This is a genomic window from Streptomyces sp. NPDC021749 (assembly GCF_040640655.1).
Classification (GTDB): domain Bacteria; phylum Actinomycetota; class Actinomycetes; order Streptomycetales; family Streptomycetaceae; genus Streptomyces.
Genome location: NZ_JBFACE010000008.1, coordinates 61,179 through 81,759 on the forward strand (window position 1 = coordinate 61,179; position 20,581 = coordinate 81,759).

General features: G+C 71.1%; 22 protein-coding genes. 13 read left to right on the forward strand and 9 right to left on the reverse strand.

What is annotated here, in order from left to right:
* Nucleotides 1-40 precede the first annotated feature (40 nt).
* On the reverse strand, nucleotides 41-1,030 hold the full coding sequence (locus AB0G35_RS10385; RefSeq protein ID WP_360946820.1) for a glutaminase: 990 nt from the start codon (nucleotides 1,028-1,030) through the stop codon (nucleotides 41-43).
* 9 nt (nucleotides 1,031-1,039) lie between these two features.
* A complete protein-coding gene (locus AB0G35_RS10390) occupies nucleotides 1,040-1,810 on the reverse strand; it encodes a helix-turn-helix domain-containing protein (protein WP_360946822.1) in 771 nt (256 codons plus the stop codon).
* A gap of 97 nt (nucleotides 1,811-1,907) precedes the next feature.
* On the opposite strand from AB0G35_RS10390, the gene AB0G35_RS10395 reads away from it, so the two are divergent.
* From AB0G35_RS10395 to AB0G35_RS10405, 3 genes are all read left to right on the forward strand, one after another.
* Nucleotides 1,908-2,141 (forward strand): hypothetical protein, encoded by a 234-nt coding sequence (locus AB0G35_RS10395; protein ID WP_360946824.1) that lies wholly within the window; start codon nucleotides 1,908-1,910, stop codon nucleotides 2,139-2,141.
* A gap of 225 nt (nucleotides 2,142-2,366) precedes the next feature.
* Complete coding sequence (locus AB0G35_RS10400) at nucleotides 2,367-2,957, forward strand: N-acetylmuramoyl-L-alanine amidase (protein ID WP_360946826.1); 591 nt, start codon at nucleotides 2,367-2,369, stop codon at nucleotides 2,955-2,957.
* Nucleotides 2,958-3,022: 65 nt separating this feature from the next.
* Nucleotides 3,023-3,955, forward strand: a complete 933-nt coding sequence (locus AB0G35_RS10405) for a pyridoxal-phosphate dependent enzyme (protein WP_360946828.1) — start codon at nucleotides 3,023-3,025, stop codon at nucleotides 3,953-3,955.
* Nucleotides 3,956-3,972: 17 nt separating this feature from the next.
* Here AB0G35_RS10405 and AB0G35_RS10410 read toward each other — a convergent pair whose 3' ends face one another.
* Nucleotides 3,973-5,574 (reverse strand): Na+/H+ antiporter, encoded by a 1,602-nt coding sequence (locus AB0G35_RS10410; protein WP_360946830.1) that lies wholly within the window; start codon nucleotides 5,572-5,574, stop codon nucleotides 3,973-3,975.
* Between the two features lie 59 nt (nucleotides 5,575-5,633).
* On the opposite strand from AB0G35_RS10410, the gene AB0G35_RS10415 reads away from it, so the two are divergent.
* The 4 genes from AB0G35_RS10415 to AB0G35_RS10430 all read left to right on the forward strand — a co-directional run bounded on the left by AB0G35_RS10415 (nucleotide 5,634) and on the right by AB0G35_RS10430 (nucleotide 8,154).
* Nucleotides 5,634-5,894, forward strand: coding sequence for a UBP-type zinc finger domain-containing protein (locus tag AB0G35_RS10415; protein ID WP_360946832.1), 261 nt, complete (start codon nucleotides 5,634-5,636; stop codon nucleotides 5,892-5,894).
* 64 nt (nucleotides 5,895-5,958) lie between these two features.
* On the forward strand, nucleotides 5,959-6,447 hold the full coding sequence (locus AB0G35_RS10420; RefSeq protein ID WP_360946834.1) for a GNAT family N-acetyltransferase: 489 nt from the start codon (nucleotides 5,959-5,961) through the stop codon (nucleotides 6,445-6,447).
* 290 nt (nucleotides 6,448-6,737) lie between these two features.
* Nucleotides 6,738-7,151, forward strand: coding sequence for an anti-sigma regulatory factor (locus tag AB0G35_RS10425; protein ID WP_360946836.1), 414 nt, complete (start codon nucleotides 6,738-6,740; stop codon nucleotides 7,149-7,151).
* A 43-nt stretch (nucleotides 7,152-7,194) separates the two neighbouring features.
* The gene (locus tag AB0G35_RS10430) at nucleotides 7,195-8,154 is read left to right on the forward strand and encodes an RNA polymerase sigma factor SigF (RefSeq protein WP_360947117.1); all 960 of its coding nucleotides are present in this window, start codon (nucleotides 7,195-7,197) and stop codon (nucleotides 8,152-8,154) included.
* A 199-nt stretch (nucleotides 8,155-8,353) separates the two neighbouring features.
* Here the strand turns inward: AB0G35_RS10430 and AB0G35_RS10435 are convergent, their stop codons facing one another.
* Nucleotides 8,354-8,815, reverse strand: a complete 462-nt coding sequence (locus AB0G35_RS10435) for a hypothetical protein (RefSeq protein ID WP_360946838.1) — start codon at nucleotides 8,813-8,815, stop codon at nucleotides 8,354-8,356.
* A 95-nt stretch (nucleotides 8,816-8,910) separates the two neighbouring features.
* On the opposite strand from AB0G35_RS10435, the gene AB0G35_RS10440 reads away from it, so the two are divergent.
* Together AB0G35_RS10440 and AB0G35_RS10445 are read left to right on the forward strand one after the other, a co-directional pair.
* Nucleotides 8,911-9,903 (forward strand): diacylglycerol kinase family protein, encoded by a 993-nt coding sequence (locus tag AB0G35_RS10440; protein ID WP_360946840.1) that lies wholly within the window; start codon nucleotides 8,911-8,913, stop codon nucleotides 9,901-9,903.
* A gap of 319 nt (nucleotides 9,904-10,222) precedes the next feature.
* Nucleotides 10,223-10,480 (forward strand): WhiB family transcriptional regulator, encoded by a 258-nt coding sequence (locus AB0G35_RS10445; protein ID WP_003983230.1) that lies wholly within the window; start codon nucleotides 10,223-10,225, stop codon nucleotides 10,478-10,480.
* Nucleotides 10,481-10,674: 194 nt separating this feature from the next.
* Here the strand turns inward: AB0G35_RS10445 and AB0G35_RS10450 are convergent, their stop codons facing one another.
* On the reverse strand, nucleotides 10,675-12,147 hold the full coding sequence (locus tag AB0G35_RS10450) for a PAS domain-containing sensor histidine kinase (RefSeq protein ID WP_360947119.1): 1,473 nt from the start codon (nucleotides 12,145-12,147) through the stop codon (nucleotides 10,675-10,677).
* A 446-nt stretch (nucleotides 12,148-12,593) separates the two neighbouring features.
* Here AB0G35_RS10450 and AB0G35_RS10455 point away from each other — a divergent pair, with 446 nt between their 5' ends.
* Both AB0G35_RS10455 and nagB read left to right on the forward strand, forming a co-directional pair.
* On the forward strand, nucleotides 12,594-13,367 hold the full coding sequence (locus AB0G35_RS10455; protein ID WP_360946842.1) for an SDR family oxidoreductase: 774 nt from the start codon (nucleotides 12,594-12,596) through the stop codon (nucleotides 13,365-13,367).
* Between the two features lie 162 nt (nucleotides 13,368-13,529).
* Nucleotides 13,530-14,312, forward strand: coding sequence for a glucosamine-6-phosphate deaminase (gene nagB / locus AB0G35_RS10460; RefSeq protein ID WP_360946844.1), 783 nt, complete (start codon nucleotides 13,530-13,532; stop codon nucleotides 14,310-14,312).
* A gap of 91 nt (nucleotides 14,313-14,403) precedes the next feature.
* Here nagB and AB0G35_RS10465 read toward each other — a convergent pair whose 3' ends face one another.
* The 4 genes from AB0G35_RS10465 to AB0G35_RS10480 form a co-directional block, all read right to left on the reverse strand.
* Nucleotides 14,404-15,942, reverse strand: coding sequence for a glycoside hydrolase family 3 N-terminal domain-containing protein (locus AB0G35_RS10465; RefSeq protein WP_360946846.1), 1,539 nt, complete (start codon nucleotides 15,940-15,942; stop codon nucleotides 14,404-14,406).
* Nucleotides 15,943-15,950: 8 nt separating this feature from the next.
* Nucleotides 15,951-16,781 carry a carbohydrate ABC transporter permease gene (locus tag AB0G35_RS10470; protein WP_360946848.1) on the reverse strand — a complete coding sequence of 277 codons (831 nt, stop codon included), beginning with the start codon at nucleotides 16,779-16,781 and terminating at the stop codon, nucleotides 15,951-15,953.
* Complete coding sequence (locus AB0G35_RS10475; RefSeq protein WP_360946850.1) at nucleotides 16,778-17,767, reverse strand: sugar ABC transporter permease; 990 nt, start codon at nucleotides 17,765-17,767, stop codon at nucleotides 16,778-16,780. The genes AB0G35_RS10470 and AB0G35_RS10475 overlap by 4 nt, the downstream gene beginning before the upstream one ends.
* Nucleotides 17,768-17,874: 107 nt before the next feature.
* Complete coding sequence (locus AB0G35_RS10480; RefSeq protein ID WP_360946852.1) at nucleotides 17,875-19,143, reverse strand: extracellular solute-binding protein; 1,269 nt, start codon at nucleotides 19,141-19,143, stop codon at nucleotides 17,875-17,877.
* Between the two features lie 241 nt (nucleotides 19,144-19,384).
* Here AB0G35_RS10480 and AB0G35_RS10485 point away from each other — a divergent pair, with 241 nt between their 5' ends.
* Together AB0G35_RS10485 and AB0G35_RS10490 are read left to right on the forward strand one after the other, a co-directional pair.
* On the forward strand, nucleotides 19,385-20,146 hold the full coding sequence (locus AB0G35_RS10485) for a GntR family transcriptional regulator (protein WP_360947121.1): 762 nt from the start codon (nucleotides 19,385-19,387) through the stop codon (nucleotides 20,144-20,146).
* 156 nt (nucleotides 20,147-20,302) lie between these two features.
* Nucleotides 20,303-20,560 (forward strand): DUF3311 domain-containing protein, encoded by a 258-nt coding sequence (locus tag AB0G35_RS10490; RefSeq protein WP_360946854.1) that lies wholly within the window; start codon nucleotides 20,303-20,305, stop codon nucleotides 20,558-20,560.
* Nucleotides 20,561-20,581: the final 21 nt, after the last annotated feature.

Sequence of the window (20,581 nt, forward strand, 5' to 3'; positions counted from 1 at the left end):
GTCGGGCGCCACAACGCCAGCCGGACCGGCCGGCCGGTGCTCAGAACACCGACCAGCCGGTCAGCGTGGTGAAGTGGTCCAGGGCCGCGGCGCCCGCGACGGAGTTGCCGCGGGCGTCCAGTGCCGGGCTCCAGACGCACAGCGTGCAGCGGCCGGGGATCACCGCGATGATGCCGCCGCCGACGCCGCTCTTGGCGGGCAGCCCGACCCGGTAGGCGAACTCCCCGGCCGCGTCGTACGTACCGCAGGTCAGCATCACCGCGTTGATCCGCTTGGCCTCCCGGGCCTCCAGCAGCCGGCTGCCGTCGGCGCGCAGTCCGTGCCGGGCCAGGAAGCCGCCGGCCACGGCCAGGTCGCGGCAGCTCATCTCGATGGAGCACTGCCAGAAGTAGTGCTGGATGACGCTGGGGACCGGGTTCTCCAGGTTGCCGAAGGACGCCATGAAGTGCGCGAGGGCGGCATTGCGGTCGCCGTGCTCGGCCTCGGAGTCGGCCACCGCCTGGTCGAAGGCCAGCTCGGGGTTGCCGCTCTCCTCGCGCAGGAAGTGCAGCATCGAGGTGCTGGCGTCTCCGGTGAGGGTCTGCAGCCGGTCGGTGACGACCAGCGCGCCCGCGTTGATGAACGGATTGCGCGGAATGCCGTTCTCCGCCTCCAGCTGGACCAGCGAGTTGAACGGCGTACCGGAGGGCTCGCGGCCGACCCGCTGCCAGATGTCGCCCCCGCCGGGACCGCCGTTGCCGCCGTGGGCGCCATGACCGCCGAGACCGCCGTGATCGCCGTTGCCGCCCTGGCTGCCGTGGCTCTGGGCCATCACCAGCGCCAGCGAGAACGCCTTGGAGATGGACTGCACGGAGAACGGGACCTCCCAGTCACCGACCCCGTAGACCGCGCCGTGTATGTCGGCGACCGCGATCCCGAACCGGTCCGCGGACACCCGCTCCAGCGCCGGTATGTAGTCGGCGACCTGTCCCTGTCCCACGTACGGCCTGGCGTAGGCCGCTACCTCCTCAAGAACGGCCTGGTAGTCCATGCGCACACGCTAACCCGACCCGAGCAGCGCCCCCATCGGGGCCCCCGCCAGCGACTTCACCTCGCGGGCGAGGTGGGCCTGGTCCGCGTATCCCGCGCACACCGCGACCTGCGCGTACGGCATCCCGGTGCGCGCGAGGCCCAGGGCCCGCACGAAGCGGAGCACCCGGGCGAGCGTCTTGGGGCCGTAGCCGAACGCGTCCAGGCTCAGGCGGTGCAGCTGGCGTTCGCTCAGCGCGACGGCCCACGCGACCTCGGCCACCGGCCGGCCGCGGCCCAGCGCCGCGGCGACGGCCGCGGTCCGGGCCTCACCACCGGGCCCCGGCACGCCCTGCCGAAGCCGCTCCCCGACAACCTCCTCCAACACCCGCCCCACCCCGCTGGGCACGCGCACCGCCGCCCGTTCCGCCGCCCGTTCGGTCAGCTCCCGTACCTGCGCCGCGGGCCACAGGTCCGCCAACGGGACCCGCCGGTCGCGCAGTTCGTGCGCCGGTACGCCGAAGACGGCGGGGCCCCGGCCCGGCGCGAACCGCAGCCCGGTGTAGCCGGTGCCGGACGGCACGCCGTCGGGGTGGTACGGCCCGGTGTCCGGACCCGCCACCAGCAGCCGGCCCGCACTCCAGATCAGGTCGGTGCAGCCGTCGGGGAGTACGGGGCGCGCGGACGGCCCGGTGGTGGTGGTCCACAGCACCGCACCGGCCACCCGCGACTCCCGCTCCCGGTACCGGCCGTGCGCACCGGGTACATCGGCCACCCCGACTACGCCGGCTGGCTCATCCATGTCGCGTCGTCCACCCACGTCCCCCAGCCTGGCACGGGAACCGCACGGCCGTCCGCGCCGTTGATCCCTTACGACACGGACCGCACGGAGGTGGCAGATGTCAGGGTTTCTGGACCGCGCCAAGGAGCAGGCGCAAAGCGCGCTCAACCAGGGCAAGCAGAAGGTCGAAGAGGTGCAGCAGCACCGGGCGGGCAACGACCTGCTGAAGAAGCTGGGCGCCGCGTACTACGCCGAGAAGCGGGGCAGCGGCACTCCCGAGGCCACCCAGCAGGCGCTCACCGCCCTCGAAGCGCACATCAGCACGCACGGCGACGGGTTCCTGCACGGATAAACGGATCAGGGGCACGCCCGACGGAGCCTGGAACGCGACGGCAGGGAACGGGAGGCGCAGCCCGCCCGGAGCCGTGGGTGGCGCTCGGCCGAAACCGCTCGTACAGCCACCGAACGGCCGATCTGTTTTTTCACGTTCCCCTCCACCTCTGCGGCGCCATCCCGTACAAGCGAGACAGCAGGCGGTGCGCGGACGGCGGCCGCCGTGTCCCGTATCGGAGTGGCCATGTCCGAACCGCTGTCCGCCGCCCGCTTCCTCGCGGCGCTCAAGGCCGAGGGCCTGCGGATCGCCGAGGTCGACGGCTGGAAGACGCACAACCGCAACGACAAGGGCCCGTGGGGCCCGGTGCACGGAGTGATGGTGCACCACACCGGCACGTCCGGCGCCGCGCGCACCGTCAAGCTCTGCCACGACGGCCGGGCGGATCTGCCGGGCCCGCTGTGCCACGGCGTGATCACCAAGGACGGCACGGTGCACCTGGTGGGCTACGGCCGCGCCAATCACGCGGGCCTGGGCGACGGTGACGTGCTGCGCGCGGTGATCGCCGAGAAGCGGCTGCCCCCGGACAACGAGGCCGACACGGACGGCAACTGCGCCTTCTACGGCTTCGAGTGCGAGAACCTCGGCGACGGCGCCGACCCCTGGCCCGAGGCCCAGATGGCGGCCCTGGAAAAGGCCGCGGCGGCCGTCTGCCGGGCCCACGGCTGGACCGAACGCTCGGTGATCGGCCACCGCGAATGGCAACCGGGCAAGGTCGACCCCCGCGGCTTCACGATGGCCTCCTTGCGCGACCACATCGCGGCCCGTTTGAAGTGAACCCGCCGGCGGGCCGGTCCGGTACGAGCAGGGGCGCCGGACGGGTGTCGCACGCCCGGGCGACAATGGGCCGTGTGACCGCGCCCGCCCCCGACCCGCTGCCCGGCCTCCAGGCCCTCCGCCCCCGCCTCCCCTCCCCTCTCCAGGAGGTCGAGGACGAGGTCTTCGCGCGGTGCGGGGTGCGGCTGCTGCTCAAGCGGGATGATCTGATCCACCCGGATCTGCCGGGGAACAAGTGGCGGAAGCTGGAGCCGAACCTGCGGGCCGCTGCCGCGGCGGGGGCGCGGACGTTGCTGACGTTCGGCGGGGCGTACTCCAATCATCTGCGGGCGACCGCGGCGGCCGGCCGGTTGCTGGGGTTCGACACCATCGGGGTGGTCCGCGGTGACGAGCTGGCCGGTGCCCCGCTCAATCCGTCGCTGGCCCGCTGTGCCGCCGACGGGATGCGGCTGCACTTCCTCGACCGGGACCGGTACCGCCGCACGTCCGAGCCGGAGGTGCTCGCCGCCCTGCACGACCGGTTCGGCGCGTTCCACGTCCTCCCCGAGGGCGGCAGCAACGCCCTTGCCGCACAAGGGTGTACGGAGCTGGGCCGGGAGCTGCGCGGGGTGGCGGACACGGTCGGGGTGGCCTGCGGCACGGGCGGCACGCTGGCCGGTCTCGCCGCGGGACTGGGCCCGGGCCGGCAGGCCCTCGGCTTCGCCGTACTGAAGGGCGGCCGCCCGCACTTCCTCCAGAGGACGGTCGAGGAGCTGCAGCGGGCGGCGTTCGGCGGGCCGCGCGGCGACTGGCGGCTGGTGGACCGCTTCCACTGCGGCGGTTACGCCCGCCGCACGCCCGAACTGGACGCGTTCGCGGACGCCTTCGAGCGGCGGCACGGCCTGCCGCTGGAGCGGGTCTACGTCGCGAAGCTGTTGTACGGGCTGACGACGCTGGCCGAGGAGGGCGTGTTCCCGAGCGGCAGCACGGTCGCGGCGGTGATCACCGGCGCGCCGTGAGCCGGGCGCCGACCGGATCAGGAGGTGCCCTCGCGGTACGCCGTCGCCTCCTCCAGGTCGAGTCGGCGCAGCAGCGTGCGCAGCATCTCGTCGTCGATCCGGCGGGCGTCCCGCAGCCGGACGAAGACCCGCCGCTCGGTGTCGATCATTTCCCGGGCCAGCCGCCGGTAGGTCTCGTCGGCGGACTCCCCGGTCACCTCGTTGACCGCGCCGAGCCGCTCCCACACGGAGTTGCGGCGGCGCTCCATGACGGTGCGCAGCCGGTCCGAGAGCGGGCCGGGCAGTGCGTTGCGCTCGTCCCTGAGCAGTTCCGTGAGGCGTTCCTCGGCGGCCCGGGACGCCTCGTTCTGGGCCTCGGCCTCGGCGAGCGTCTCGGCCTGCGCGTCCCGGCCGGGCAGCCGCAGGGCGCGGATCAGTACGGGCAGGGTCAGCCCCTGGACCACGAGGGTGCCGATGACGGTGGTGAAGGTCAGGAAGAGGACGAGGTCGCGCCCCGGGAAAGGCCCGCCGCCCTGCACGGTGGCCGGCACCGAGAACGCGATGGCCAGCGACACCACCCCGCGCATCCCGGCCCAGCCGACGATCACCGGTGCGGTCCAGTTCACGCCGGGCTCGCGGGCGCGGATCCGGGCGGAGAGCAGCCGCGGCAGGAAGGTCGCGGGGAAGACCCAGACGAAGCGGGCCCCGACCACGACGACGAACACCACCGCCGCGTACGCCAGCGCCGGGCCCGCGCCGTACGCCCCCAGGCCGCGCACCACGACCGGGAGCTGCAGTCCGATCAGCGCGAAGACCGCGGACTCCAGCAGGAAGGAGATCACCTTCCAGACGGCGTCCTCCTGGAGCCGGGTCTCGAAGTCGACCTGCCAGGACCGGTGCCCCAGATAGAGGCCCACCACGACGACGGCGAGCACGCCGGAGGCCCCGACCTGCTCGGCCGCCGCGTAGGCGACGAAGGGGATGAGGAGCGAGAGGGTGTTCTCCAGCAGCGCGGATTCCCGCAGCCGGACGCGCAGCCAGTGCAGCGGCACCATCAGGACGACCCCGATGCCGATGCCGCCCAGGGACGCCAGCGCGAACTCCTTGATCCCGTCGCCCCAGGTGGCGGCGGCGCCGACGGCCGCGGCCACCGCGACCTTGTAGGCGGTGATCGCGGTGGCGTCGTTCACCAGGGATTCGCCCTGCAGGATCGTGGTGATCCGGTGCGGCAGCCCGAGCCGGCGGGCGATGGCGGTGGCCGCGACGGCGTCCGGCGGGGCGACGACCGCCCCCAGGACCAGCGCCGAGGTCAGCGGCAGGTCCGGGACGAGGAGGTAGGCCGCGTATCCGACCACCAGCGTCGCGAACAGCACATAGCCCACCGACAGCAGCGCCACCGGCCGTACGTTGGCCCGCAGGTCCAGGTAGGAGCTGTCCAGCGCCGCGGTGTGCAGCAGCGGGGGCAGCACCAGCGGCAGCACGATGTGCGGATCGAGGGTGTAGTCCGGCAGGCCGGGGATGTACGACGCGGCGAGCCCGGCGGCCACGAGCAGCAGCGGCGCCGGCACCGGTGTCCTGCGCGCCAGCCCGGCGACCGCCGCACTCCCCGCGACCAGCAAGAACAGCGCCATCACAGCCATCTGCCCGTCCCGTCCCCTCACCCCGCCGCCGTCCGTCCCGGCGATCTAACCTGGCCATCATGAGCGAGTGCACGCACGTTGCCGGACTTCCGCGCGCCGAACCGGCGCCGCTGAGCGCCACCTGCCGGGAGTGCGAGGCGGTCGGCAGCCATCCCGTACAGCTGCGGCTGTGTCTGGTCTGCGGGCACGTCGGCTGCTGCGATTCCTCGCCGTACCGGCATGCGACGGGGCATTTCCAGGAGACCGGGCACGCCGTCATGCGGACCTTCGAGCCGGGCGACTCCTGGCGGTGGTGTTTCGTCGACCAGAAACTGGTCTGAGGTGAAAGCGGGGTGCGGGAAAAACGGCGTGAGGTGTTCCGCCGCGTCCGTTTAGCCTTCAGGAATGATCCGCGAAGCGACACCCGACGACGTCCCGGTCCTCCTCGCCATGATCGGCGAGCTGGCCGCCTACGAACGCGCCCCCGAGGCCGCCCAGGCCACCGAGCCGCAGCTGAAGGAGGCGCTCTTCGGGGCGCAGCCGGCGGTCTTCGCGCTGATCGCCGAGGCGGACGGCGCCCCGGTGGGCTTTGCCCTGTGGTTCCGGAACTTCTCGACCTGGACGGGCACGCACGGTGTCTATCTGGAGGATCTCTACGTCCGTCCCGAGGCGCGCGGCGGCGGCCACGGCAAGGCGCTGCTCGCCGCCCTCGCGGAGATCTGCGTGGCCCGCGGGTATGAGCGTTTCGAGTGGTCAGTCCTGGATTGGAATGAACCGTCCATCGGTTTTTACCGGTCGATCGGCGCCCGGCCCATGGACGAATGGACGGTCTTCCGGCTCACTGGAGAGGCACTGCACAACCTCGCGGGCGCACCACGCGTCAACGGAGGGTAATCGCCCGCGATTTGGTGGTGCACACCCCTAGCCACTTTCCGTACCCGTGGATTTACAATCAGTGACAGTGCAGGACGTCCCGCGACCCGGGCCGTTCGCACCGGGGAGCGGTCGTGCCCCTTCCGGGCGACACCGGCCCGCAGATCGCGATAGCGTCACAGCCGAACCATGTGCCGCGCCGAATCGTTCTCCTTTCGTCCGAGGGGAGAAAGGAACGGCGCGAAATATCCCCAACCACGCGAATATCGCGTATTCCAGCTCAACCAGCTTGTGCCACCTTGGAGGTGAGGGTGTCCCAGATCGCAGGCGAGCCCGGGACTCAGGACTTCGTGGAAGTCCGTCTGCCCGCTGCGGGTGCCTACCTGTCCGTGCTGCGTACGGCCACGGCCGGGCTCGCAGCCCGCTTGGACTTCACCCTCGACGAGATCGAGGATCTGCGCATCGCGGTCGACGAGGCCTGCGCGATCCTGCTGCAACAGGCCGTCTCCGGCAGTGTGCTGAGCTGCGTCTTCCGCCTGATCGACGACGCACTGCAGGTGACCGTGTCCGCCCCGACGACCGACGGCCGCGCCCCGGAGCGCGACACCTTCGCCTGGACGGTGCTCTCCGCACTGGCCGGCAAGGTCGATTCCAGCGTCGCCGAGGACCGTACGGTCACGATCAGTCTGTACAAGGAGCGCGGCGCCGGTCCCGGACCGTCATGACCGAACAGGGGGCCCCGTGAAAGATCTCGAACGCGGCGGGCGGATGGCGTCCGGTGCGACCATCCCCGGTCAGCAGGCCCGGCCGCATCCGGTGGGCACGGACGACCACGGCGGCCGGTTGGACGCGGCGGAGCAGGCAGAGCGGGCGGACCACATGGACCAGAGCGAGCAGCAGGGGCAGCAGGCGCATCGGCATGATGCCCCCGCTCCCGACGACACGCTGCAAGAACCACAGCACCCCCAGGAGCCGCAGGACCGCAACGGCGCCCGGGCGATGTTCTACGAGCTGCGCAAGCTGCCCGACGGCTCACCGGAGCGCGCGGAGCTCCGTAACACCCTCGTCCGCATGCACCTCCCGCTCGTCGAGCACCTGGCCCGCCGGTTCCGCAACCGCGGCGAGCCCCTCGACGACCTGACCCAGGTCGCCACCATCGGCCTGATCAAGTCGGTGGACCGCTTCGACCCGGAGCGCGGCGTGGAGTTCTCCACGTACGCCACGCCCACGGTCGTCGGCGAGATCAAGCGGCACTTCCGCGACAAGGGCTGGGCGGTCCGCGTCCCGCGTCGCCTCCAGGAGCTGCGGCTGTCCCTGACGACGGCGACCGCCGAGCTCTCCCAGCGGCACGGCCGGGCGCCGACGGTGCACGAGCTGGCCGAACACCTGTCGATCTCCGAGGAAGAGGTACTGGAGGGCCTGGAGTCGGCCAACGCCTACAGCACGCTCTCCCTGGACGTCCCGGACACCGACGACGAGTCGCCGGCCGTCGCCGACACCCTCGGCGCCGAGGACGAGGCGCTGGAGGGCGTCGAGTACCGCGAGTCCCTCAAGCCGCTGCTGGAGGACCTCCCGCCCCGCGAGAAGAAGATCCTCCTGCTCCGCTTCTTCGGCAACATGACCCAGTCCCAGATCGCCCAGGAGGTCGGCATCTCCCAGATGCACGTCTCCCGCCTGCTGGCCCGCACGCTGGCCCAACTCCGCGACAAGCTCCTCGTGGAGGAGTGACCCAGGGTAGCCACGGGAATACCCCCTCGCCCCGACCGTGTTGTGGCCCCGTAGGGGGCGCTCGTGACCCTTAGGGGATCCGTTCGCCTCTCCCCTACGGGGCCACCTCATGCCCGCCGACGCCCACCCCTCCACCGGCTTCCCCCTCACGGGAGGGGACGGACCGGAGGGGCCGGTGGTGTGGCGTGGGAGGCGCCGCCTACGGCGTCTCGCGCGGCCCGATCCCCAGCGCCTCCGTAGCCGTCGGGTTGACCAGCAGGACGAGGACGACGAGCGCGGCCAGCGCCAGCACGATGCCGCCCGCGATCAGTGCGCCTCCGCCGTGCACCAGCGTCCAGGCCACCGGCAGGGCGACGATCTGGGTGATCAGCGAGGGGCCCCGGCTCCAGCGGCGGCGCAGCCACAGTCCGCGCGCGGCGACCAGCGGCAGCGCGGCCAGCGCGAGCACGGTCACCCCGCCCATCTCCGCCTGCTGCGGACTGTCCGGCGAGCCCGTGAGCCCCATGATCAGCATGTACGCACCGAGGGCGGCCAGGGCGAGGCCCTCGACCCCGGTGAGGGCGGCGGCGGCGCTCAGCCGGGCGGGCCGCGGACCGGCCGGGGCGGGCGCGGCGGGGGCGCCGGCGGCGCGCTTCACGGACTGCTTCTGCTGACTGCTCACCCCAGCAGGGTAGCGCCGGCGGTGCCCGCGCCCCGGAACGCCCGGTACGCGGACGGGGCGTGAGCCGGGTACCGGCAGGTAGGTACGCTCTGCACATGCGTGCTCTTCTCGTGGTCAATCCCGCTGCTACCACCACCAGTGCGCGCACCCGCGAGGTCCTCACCCACGCCCTCGCCAGCGACCTCAAGCTGGAGGTCGCCGAGACCCGGTACCGCGGGCACGCCCGGGACCTGGCCCGGCAGGCCACCGAGGGCGGGGAGACCGAGCTGGTCGTGGCCCTGGGCGGGGACGGCACGGTCAACGAGGTCGTCAACGGTCTGCTGGCGAACGGCCCCGATCCGGAGTCGCACCCCCGGCTGGCCGTGGTTCCCGGCGGCTCCACGAACGTCTTCGCCCGGGCCCTCGGGCTGCCCAACGACGTCGTGGAGGCCACCGGCGCCCTCCTGGACGCGCTGCGCGACGGCAGTGAGCGCACCATCGGCCTGGGTCTCGCGGCGGGCACACCGGGCACGGAGGACGAGGGCGTTCCGGAGCGCTGGTTCACCTTCTGCGCGGGCTTCGGTTTCGACGCCGGGGTCGTCGGCCGGGTCGAACAGCAGCGGGAACGCGGCAAGCGTTCGACGCATGCCCTGTACATGCGACAGGTCGTACGGCAGTTCCTGGGCGAGGCGAACCGCCGGCGGGGGGTCATCACCCTCGAACGTCCGGGCGGCGAGGACGGCGCGGACGGTGCGGCGGAGATCGTCGAGAACCTCGCGCTGGCCATAATCTGCAACACCGCTCCGTGGTCCTACCTGGGCAACCGTCCGATCTATCCGTCCCCGGACGCCTCGTTCGACACGGCTCTCGATCTGTTCGCACTGAGCAAGCTGTCCTCGTCGGCGGTGGCCCGGTATGCCACGCAGCTGCTCACGTCAACCCCCGAGCGCGGCCCCCGCGGCAAGCATGCGCTCTCACTTCACGACCTCACGAACTTCACCTTGCATTCGCAGGTGCCGCTGCCCTTCCAGATGGACGGCGACCACCTGGGCCTGCGCACGAGTGTGACGTTCACAGGCGTTCGCCGTGCACTGCGTGTGATTGTGTGAGCAGTAGGGCCCAAAGTCCTTTCACTCGAACGTTTAGACTGGTTTCCACCCCCTGGAATGACGGCTGTGACCGAGGCGACACCAAGGAATCAAAAAAAAGTTTCCGGAAGGGGTTGTATCCGCAGCCGAGGTTTGCGAGTCTCTTCATGGCGATCGGGACGGCCGCTTTACCGGCCCCCTTGAGAGCCCGAATCCTCCTCCTCATTCCCAGGACCGCACCAGTTCGCAACTGGAGTTCGGCCCTTCCCTTGTCGGGGGATTCGTGAAAGCGTTCACATTCACAAGCAACGATCCCGTCACACGAGGAGATGGAGCAGCCATGGACTGGCGTCACCGCGCCGTTTGCCGCGAGGAAGACCCCGAGCTCTTCTTCCCCATCGGCAACACCGGTCCTGCGCTGCTGCAGATCGAGGAAGCCAAGGCCGTCTGCCGCCGCTGCCCCGTCATGGAGCAGTGCCTGCAGTGGGCGCTTGAGTCCGGCCAGGACTCCGGCGTCTGGGGTGGTCTGAGCGAGGACGAGCGCCGCGCGATGAAGCGCCGTGCAGCTCGCAACCGGGCGCGCAACGCGAGCGCCTGAGCCAGCAGCCCCGTGGCCCCCGAGCCGCAGCGCGCAGTACCCCCGATGCACACCCGGCGCTGAGAAGCCCGGTCGTTACCGCATCGCAATAGCTTTGAGCCCCGGACCATCGGTCCGGGGCTTGTTGCTGTTCCGGCCCCGATGACGCACCCGGGGGCCGGCCGGGCCCCCCTTGGACCCTCCCCCGGTTCCGCCTAGTGCTGCTTCTCCGGCCGTACCGGGATGTCGAGGAGGACCCGGGTGCCGCGCTCGGGCGCCCGGACCATGTCGAACGTGCCGCCCAGCTCGCCCTCCACCAGGGTCCGTACGATCTGCAGCCCCAGGTTTCCGGCGCGCTGCGGGTCGAAGTCCTCGGGGAGGCCGCGGCCGTTGTCCTGGACGGTGACGATCAGCCGGGGGTCGGTACGGCTGCCGCCGCGCACCGCGCCCACCTCCACGATGCCCTGCTCGGCCTGGTCGAAGGCGTGCTCCAGGGCGTTCTGCAGGATTTCGGTGAGAACCATCGACAGCGGGGTGGCCACCTCGGCGTCGAGGATGCCGAAGCGCCCGGTGCGGCGGGTGGCCACCTTGCCCGGGGAGATCTCCGCGACCATGGCCAGCACCCGGTCGGCGATCTCGTCGAACTGGACCCGTTCGTCGAGGTTCTGGGACAGCGTCTCGTGCACGATCGCGATCGAACCGACCCTGCGCACCGCCTCGTTGAGCGCCTCGCGGCCCTGCTCGGAGTCCATCCGGCGGGACTGCAGCCGCAGCAGCGCGGCCACCGTCTGCAGGTTGTTCTTCACCCGGTGGTGGATTTCCCGGATGGTCGCGTCCTTGGTGATCAGTTCGCGTTCGCGCCGGCGCAGTTCGGTGACGTCCCGCAGCAGCACCAGGGAGCCGATATGGGTGCCCTTCGGTTTGAGCGGGATGGCGCGCAGCTGGATCACCCCGTCGTTGCCCTCGACCTCGAATTCCCGGGGGGCCCAGCCGCTGGCCAGCTTGACCAGGGCCTCGTCCACCGGGCCGCGGGCCGGGGCCAGTTCGGCGGTGGTCTGTCCGAGGTGGTGGCCCACGAGGTCCGCGGCGAGACCGAGCCGGTGGTAGGCGGAGAGCGCGTTGGGGCTGGCGTACTGGACGACGCCGTCCGCATCGAGCCGGATCAGCCCGTCGCCGGCGCGCGGCGAGGCGTCCATGTCGACCTGCTGGCCGGGGAACGGAAACGTTCCGGCAGCGATCATCTGGGCGAGGTCGGAGGCGCTCTGGAGGTAGGTGAGCTCCAGCCGGCTGGGGGTGCGCACGGTCAGCAGATTGGTGTTCCGGGCGATCACGCCGAGCACCCGGCCCTCGCGCCGCACCGGGATGGACTCGACCCGGACCGGGACTTCCTCTCGCCACTCCGGGTCGCCCTCGCGTACGATGCGGCCCTCGTCCAACGCGGAATCCAGCATCGGCCGGCGTCCCCGGGGAACGAGGTGGCCGACCATGTCGTCCTGGTAGGAGGTGGGGCCGGTGTTGGGACGCATCTGGGCGACCGAGACGTAACGGGTGCCGTCGAGCGTCGGGACCCAGAGGACGAGATCGGCGAAGGACAGGTCGGAGAGCAGCTGCCACTCCGAGACCAGCAGATGGAGCCACTCAAGGTCGGTGTCGCTCAGAGCGGTGTGCTGGCGTACGAGATCGTTCATGGAGGGCACGTCTTGGAGCCTACCGGCGTACGGTATGAGTGTTGCCCCCGCAAGGGCATGGACAAGTGAGAATGGTCTAGTCCAGAATTCAGCAAAGACCTCCGCCCTCCCCGCACAGGAGGGTGGAACGAGGCCCCAGCGCTCTCTGCCCTGACTGCGCCGAGGCCTCCGATCGGCCGGCCCCAGGACGGGACGGCGACCCCACCGCACACGGGGAAGCCCAGCGTCCGCACGGCGGGACCGGGCGATGTCAGCTCCGGGCTGCGGTGCCGTCGACAGGTTGAGGGTCCTGTCCCGGCGCCGCGGCCCGCGGGTGTTTTCGGGGCCGGTGGCGGCTCGGTGGTCCACTTTCCGTACGACGCGAGGGGGATCGCGTGCTACCTTCATTCTGGACCGAGCGATACAAAATGTCGCCCGGCAGACACGGATGGGGAGGGGCACGTTCCATGGGTGCGCTCAGCGGCAGGACGGCACTGGTCACCGGCGGCGGCAGGGGGATCGGCCGGGCGATCTCGGAGCGGCTGGGGAGGGACGGCGCCCGGGTGGGCGTCCACTACGGCCACGACGAGACGGCGGCGAAGGAAACGGTGGCGGCGATCGAGGCCGCGGGCGGGGCGGCCTTCACCGTCCGGGCGGAGCTGGGCGTGCCGGGGGACGCCGAGGCACTGTGGGCGGCGTTCGACGAGCAGGCCGCGGGGCTCGACGTGCTGGTCAACAACGCCGGGATCAACAAGGCGGTGGACGGGACGCTCAAGGGGGTCGGCGAGCTCACCGAGGAGGACTTCGACCGCCTTTTCGCGGTCAACACCAAGGCGCCGTTCTTCCTGGTGCAGCGCGGGCTGCCCCGGCTGCGCGACGGCGGGCGGATCGTGAACGTCTCCACCGGCCTGACCCGGGGCGCCGCGAAGCCCGAGCTGATCGCGTACGCCATGTCCAAGGGGGCGGTCGACGTCTTCACCTCGACGCTCGCCAAGGACCTCGGGCCGCGCGGCATCACGGTCAATGCGGTGGCGCCGGGGGCCGTGGACACCGACATGAACGCCGGCTGGCTGCGGGGCCAGGCCAATGCCGCGGCCCGGGAGCGGGTGCGCGGGCTGTCGCCGCTGGGACGGGTCGCGGGCGGCACGGAGATCGCCGACATCGTGGCCTTCCTGGCGTCGGACGACAGCCGGTGGGTGACCGGGCAGTGGATCGACGCGACGGGCGGCGGCCTGCTCTGACGCCGCCTCACCGGCCGGTCACCGTACCGACGGGAAGCCGCCGCCCGCCGTTCCGCGCCGCCACCGGGTCCGGGCGCCCACCCTCTGATAGATTGGTCTATACCACCTCGACTCATCGACCCTCTCGACTCACCGGACCTTCTCCAGAACGGCAGGCCAAGCGTGGAAGTTGTCATCGTTCCGGACGCCACGGCAGGCGGCGAGCTGATCGCGGAGGCCATCGCCACCCTGGTGCGGCGCAAGCCCGATGCGCTGCTGGGGGTGGCCACCGGCTCGACCCCACTGCCCGTCTACCAGGCACTGGCGGCGAAGGTCAGGGCCGGCGAGGTGGACGCCTCGCGGACCCGGATCTGCCAGCTCGACGAGTACGTCGGGCTGCCGGCCGGGCACCCCGAGTCCTACCGCTCGGTGGTGCTGCGCGAGGTGGTCGAGCCGCTCGGTCTGGACGAGGGCGCGTTCATGGGGCCGGACGGTACTGCCGAGAACGTGCAGGCCGCCTGCGAGGCGTACGACCGGGCGCTGGGCGAGGCCGGCGGTGTGGACCTCCAGCTGCTCGGCATCGGCACCGACGGGCACATCGGCTTCAACGAGCCCTGCTCGTCGCTGGCGTCGCGGACCCGCATCAAGACGCTGACCCGGCAGACCCGGGAGGACAACGCCCGGTTCTTCGACAGCCTCGACGAGGTCCCGCACCACGTCATCACCCAGGGCATCGGCACCATCCTGGAGGCCCGTCACCTGGTGCTGCTGGCCACCGGTGAGGGCAAGGCGGACGCGGTGGCCCATGCGGTGGAGGGCCCGGTGGCCGCGCTGGTCCCGGCGTCCGCGCTGCAGCTGCACCCGCACGCCACGGTCGTCGTCGACGAGGCCGCGGCCGGCAAGCTGAAGCTCGCCGACTACTTCCGCGCCACCTACGCGGCGAAGCCGGAGTGGCAGGGCCTCTGACCCTTCCGGCGGGGCCGCACCCGCCCCTGACCCGGCCGGGGCGTTCCTGCGGGAGCGCCCCGGCCGGGTCGTAGCTCGGCCGGTTCGGATATCAGGGGCGCCCGGTGAGGGCCTCGGCCGCGGCCTGGCCGCAGACCCGGGCGGCGCCGTGGGTGGCGAGGTGCAGGGCGCCCCGGGGCAGGGCCTGCGGGACGCCCATTTCGACGACCGCGGTGTCGGGGCGGGCGGCCAGGAGGGCGGCCAGGGCGTCGGCCATCCAGGGGTGGCGGTGGACGTCGCGGACGACGGCCACGATGCGACGGCCGGCGGCCGCGGTGAGCAGGCCCTCGACCAGTGCCGGCGTCCCGGCCGTGGCGGCGGCGTCCGCGCTGTAGGTGCCGGTGTCGGTGCCCGGCAGCAGACGGGCCAGTTCGGCGGCGACGCCCCAGGGGGTGTCGCCGCCGACCGCGATGTTGGCGAGCGGGGTGAAGGCCGCGACGTAGGCGGCGGCGGTGAGCGGCGGGTAGGGCCGCTCACCGGCGGTGCGGCGCAGGGCGCGCCGGGCGGCGGTGAGGCCGATGTCCGGTGCGGGCGCGGTCCCCTCCCGCCCGCCCGCTTCCCGGGTCCAGCGCGCCAGGGCGCGTACCCGTGCCGCGGCGTCGGCGAGCCGTTGTTCCGGCAGTTCGCCGTCGCGCACCGCCGCCACCAGGGCGTCGCGCAGCCGCAGCACGGTGTCCTCGTCGGCCAGTCCGCCGCCCACGCAGATCGCGTCCGCGCCGGCCGCGAGGGCGAGCACGCTGCCGCGTTCGATGCCGTAGGTGGCGGAGACGGCCCGCATCTCCATGCCGTCGGTGACGATCAGGCCGTCGAAACCGAGGCCGCCCTCGGTGGCGGGGGCGCGCAGCAGGCCGTGCAGGGCGGCCGGACTGAGCGTGGCGGGGCGGTCGCCGTCCAGGGCGGGCAGCAGGATGTGCGCGCTCATCACGGCGCGGGTGCCGGCCGCGACGGCGGCGCGGAACGGGACGAGTTCGCGCTCCTGGAGGGTGGCCAGGTCGGCGGTGATCCGCGGCAGGTCGAGGTGGGAGTCGACGGCGGTGTCACCGTGGCCGGGGAAGTGCTTGGTGCAGGCGGCCACGCCGGCGGACTGCAGGCCCTCGACGTAGGCGGCGGTGTGCCGGGCGACCAGGTGCGGGTCGGCGCCGAAGGAGCGGACGCCGATGACCGGGTTGTCCGGGTTGGAGTTGACGTCGGCGGACGGCGCCCAGTTGAGGGTGATGCCGCACTCGGCCAGCCGGCGGCCGAGTTCCCGGGCGACCGCGCGGGTCAGGGCCGGGTCGTCGACGGCACCCAGTGCGTGGTTGCCGGGGAAGGAGGAGCCGCCGCGCACTTCGAGGCGGGTGACGTCGCCGCCCTCCTCGTCGACGGCGACCAGGACGTCCTCGCGTTCCCGGCGCAACCGGGCCGTCAGGGATGCCAGTTGGTCGCAGCTCGCGACATTGCGGCCGAACAGGCCGACCGAGGTGAGGCCCTCCCCGAGCCGGCGCAGCAGCCAGTCGGGGGCGGTGGTGCCGGTGAAGCCGGGCTGGAGGACGGCGAGCGCGTCGCGGGTGAGGGTGTCGGTGGGGCGTACCGGGCGGGCGAGAGGTGGCATGGGGTGCGTTATCCCTTCACTGCGCCGGAGGTGAGACCGCCGACCGCCTTGCGTTGCAGGAACAGGAAGAGGACGAGGATCGGGACGGCGAAGATCGAGGCGGCGGCCATGGTGGCGCCCCAGTCGTCGCCGAACTGGCTCTGGAACTGCGAGAGCCACAGCGGGAGGGTGCCCGTGGCCGGTTCCTTGTTGAGGACCAGCACCAGCGGAAACTCGTTCCAGGCGGTGATGAAGCCGAAGAGGGAGGTGGCCATCAGGCCGGGCGCCAGCAGCGGGAAGACGACCTTGCGGAACGCCTGCCGCCGGGAGCAGCCGTCGACCATCGCGGACTCCTCCAGTTCCCTGGGCACCGCGGCGACGTAGCCGCGCAGCGTCAGCAGGGTGAAGGGCAGCACCATCAGCGTGTAGAAGCAGGTGAGCGGCACCAGGCTGTTGAGCAGGTCGGCGTCCCGGACGATCAGGTAGATGGAGATCACCATGACCTCCCAGGGCGCCATCTGGGCGACCATGAAGGTCAGCAGGATGCCCCGGCGGCCCTTGAACCGCATCCGGGTGAGCGCGAACGCCCCGCAGAGCGCGATGACCAGGGACAGCCCGACGGCCAGCACGGTCACGACGACCGAGTTCCCGGCCAGCACCCAGAAGTGGGGGGCGTGCACGGCCGTGGCGAAGTGCTCGACGGTGCCGTGGAAGGGGAACCACACCGGGTCCTCGGTGACGATGTCCCGGGTCGGTTTGAAGGCCGTGCTGAACATCCAGTAGACGGGGAAGGCGAAGCCGAGGGCGAGCAGGGCCGCCGTGGCGTTGGGCCAGATGCGTGCGGCGAGGGAGCGCTTCACAGCTCGTTCTCCTCTTGCTGTTCCTGCTGGAGCGTCAGGCGCAGGTAGTACGCGGTCATCACGAGCAGCACGGCGAGGGTCAGCAGGGAGATCGCGGCGCCCATGCCGAAGTGGAGGTTGCCGACGCCCTCGGTGAAGGCGTAGATCGGCAGGGTTTCGGTGAGCCGGTCCGGGCCGCCCTGGTTGATCGCGAAGATCTGCGGGAACGCCTTGAAGACCCAGATGATCTCCAGGAACGTGGTGGCCAGGAAGAACGGCTTGAGGAAGGGGAAGGTGACGGAGGTGAAGACCTTCCAGGTGCCGGCCCCGTCCATCCGGGCGGCTTCGTAGAGCTCCCCGGGGATGGTGGTGGTGGCCGCGTAGAGGTTGAGGGCCACGAACGGCAGGGACTGCCACACGATCAGTACGGTGATCACGAAGAAGGTCGACAGCTGGGTGCCGACCCAGTCGTAGTGGGCCATGGCGTGCCAGCCGAGCTTGTCGAGCAGCCAGTTGACGACGCCGTAGCGGGAGTCGAAGAGCCACTGGAAGACGGTGGTGGCGGCGATCACCGGCATGGCCCAGGCGAGGACCAGCGCGAGCGACAGCGTCAGCCGCATCTTCTTGCCGAGCCGGGCCAGCAGCAGTCCGATCAGCACGCCCAGGACCATGATCAGGACGACGTTGACCGCGGTGAAGACGACGGTCCGGCCGGTGACCCGCCAGAACTGTTCGCTGCCCAGGATCTCCTGGTAGTTGCCGGTCCCGCGCCAGTCGGTGAGGTGCTGGATGAGCTCCTTCATGTTGAGGTTCTGGAAGGAGAGCAGGAGGTTGCGGACCAGCGGCCAGCCGAGGAAGACGGCGGTGGCGAGCAGGGCGGGCAGAAGGAGGAGATACGGGGTGCGGGCGGCGTTCGGTCTGCCGTCGGTGCCGCGGGCGGGCGGGGCTCCCCCCTTGCCGGTGCGCGGCGCGGTCGTGTCCACCGCGGCGTCGAGCTGCACTGCCATGGGCCCGGGTTCCCCCTTGTTGTCGCCGTGTTGCCGTGAAGGCCGGTGTGGCCTGCTGACGCGCGTACGGGGCCGGGGACGGCCGGCCCCGTACGCAGCCGGTGTGGTTACTGCTTGGCGAGCCGCGTGTTGATCTCGGACTCGATGTCCTTGGCGGCGTCGGCCGGGGACTTACCGTTCAGCACGGCCGTCATGTAGTTCTTGATGGGGTTCGGGATGTTCTCCACGGCGGCCCACTGCGGAATGAGCGGTGTGGTGCCGCCGGACTTCTGTGCCGCGGGGGCGGCGGCCGCGGCGGCCGGGTTTTCCTTGGCGGCGTCGGCCAGGTCGGGGGACTTCGGGGTCCAGCCGGCCTCCTTGACCATCTGCCCGTCGTTCTCCTTGGAGAGGGCGACCTTCAGGAATTCCTTGGCGAGTTCCTGGTTCTTGCCCATTCCGGCGACGGCGAAGTTCGAGCCGCCGAGGAAGACGCCCTCGGGCTTGTCCGCGGTCTCGCCCGGAATGGTGAAGAATCCGATGTCCTGCTTGATGTCCGGGTTGGCCTTGACGGCGGTGGCCGCCTCGTAGCCCATGGCGATGACGGCGCCGGTCTTCCCCTTGGCGAAGACCTCGGCCTGCTGCGGGGTGGCCTCGTCCTTGTTCTTGGGGGCGGTGCTGAAGGACTGGTACTGCCGGTAGATGTCCATGGCCTTGGAGACCTTGGGGTCGCCGAGGTTGGAGACCCATTTGCCGCCCTGCTTCTTCACCAGGTCGGCGCCGGTGCCGATGGTCAGGCCGTCGAAGAAGTACCAGTTCTGGCCGGGGAGGTAGAGCGGTTCGGCGTCGGTCTTCTTCTTGATGGTGTCGAAGTCCTTGAAGAGCTCGGAGCGGGTCTTCGGGATGCCCTTGATTCCGGCCTTCGCCCAGATCTTCTTGTTGTACATCACCACGCGGTTCCCGGCGTACCAGGGCAGTGCGTACTGCTTTCCGTCCACCAGCGACGCCTTGTTGAACGCATCGTTCCAGTCGGCGCCGATGTCCTTCTTCAGGTCTCCGAGGTCGGCCAGGGCGCCCGCGTTGGCATAGGCGGCGGTCTGGGTGTTGCCGATTTCGACGACGTCCGGCGGGGTGTCCTCGGAAAGGGCGGTGCTCAGCTTCTGCTGTATGCCGTTCCACTGCTGGACCTTGAACTCGACGGTGGCGCCGGTCTTCTTCTTGAATTGCTCGGAGACCTGTTTGGTCCACTGTTCCGGGTTCGATCCGCTCATCACCCATACGGTCAGCTTCTGGCCCTTGAAGCCGTCCGCCCCCGTCTTCCCGCCGTCGCTGGCCCCACAGGCAGCGACACTCACCAGCATTCCCGCGACCGCCGTCGCTGCTATGAGCCCACGCTTCATTGCGCTCTCCCCTAAAGGCCGGGTGTGGTCTTTAATGGTTTAGACCAGTTCCCGCAGCTTGGCCTAGACCTTTTGGGGTGTCAAGGGTGTATAAGAGTCGCTGTCAGGTCCGTTACCGGACCGACATCTGGCGGGCCGGGACCTGCGAGAGGGCGCGGGGAACCCTTCCGTGCCACGATGTGAGCCGCTACGTACGGAGGAGCCGGTGACGGCAGCAGGACAGGGGTCGGAGAGGCGGGTCATGGAGACCGACGGCGGCAGCGCCGAGAGCGGTGGCGGCGGCGCGCGGACCGCGCGGGTGCCCAAGTACTACCGCCTCAAGCGGCACTTGCTGGAAATCACCGAAACCCTGCCGCCCGGCACCCCGGTCCCGCCCGAGCGCACCCTCGCCGCGGAGTTCGACACCTCGCGGACCACCGTCCGCCAGGCGCTCCAGGAACTGGTCGTCGAGGGCCGGCTGGAACGCATCCAGGGCAAGGGCACGTTCGTGGCCAAGCCCAAGGTTTCCCAGGCCCTGCAACTGACCTCCTACACGGAGGACATGCGCGCCCAGGGCCTGGAGCCGACCTCCCAGCTGCTGGACATCGGCTACGTCACCGCCGACGACCGGCTGGCCGGACTGCTGGACATCGCGCCCGGCGGCCGGGTGCTGCGCATCGAGCGGCTGCGGCTGGCCAGCGGTGAGCCGATGGCGATCGAGACCACCCACCTGTCGGCCAAGCGCTTCCCCGCACTCCGCCGCAACCTGGTCAAGTACACCTCGCTCTACACCGCGCTGGCCGAAGTCTACGACGTCCGGCTCGCCGAGGCGGAGGAGACCATCGAGACCTCGCTCGCCACCCCGCGCGAGGCCGGCCTGCTGGGCACCGACGTCGGGCTGCCCATGCTGATGCTCTCCCGCCACTCCCTCGACGCCCAGGGGCAGCCGGTGGAATGGGTGCGCTCGGTCTACCGCGGCGACCGCTACAAGTTCGTCGCCCGGCTGCAGCGCCCCACGGACTAAAGCGGTGCCGGCGGGCGCGGAACTCCCGCTGCCCGCCGTGCATTTCCCGTGCGAAGTGTCCATACCGATATGCGGACACCTAGTGACGCGTGCCACTTCCCTGCCATAGATTTCCAGCCGATTGCACAGGAGACAGTCAGGGACGGAGCCACGCCGATGCCAGAGCCAGCCGAATCACCGACCAGAAGACAGGCCGTCACCCCGACGCGCATAGTGGCCGGACTGTGCCTGCTGGCTCCGTTCGTCTCGATGCTGTGGGTGAGTTCGTACGCCAAGATCGAGCCGACGCTGATCGGGATCCCGTTCTTCTACTGGTACCAGATGGCGTGGGTGCTGATCTCGACGGTGCTGACCACCGTCGCGTACAAGCTCGTCCGGCGTGAGCAGCGCCTGCGCAAGGACGGTGTCCGGTGAGCGCCCTCGTGACCGCGGCCC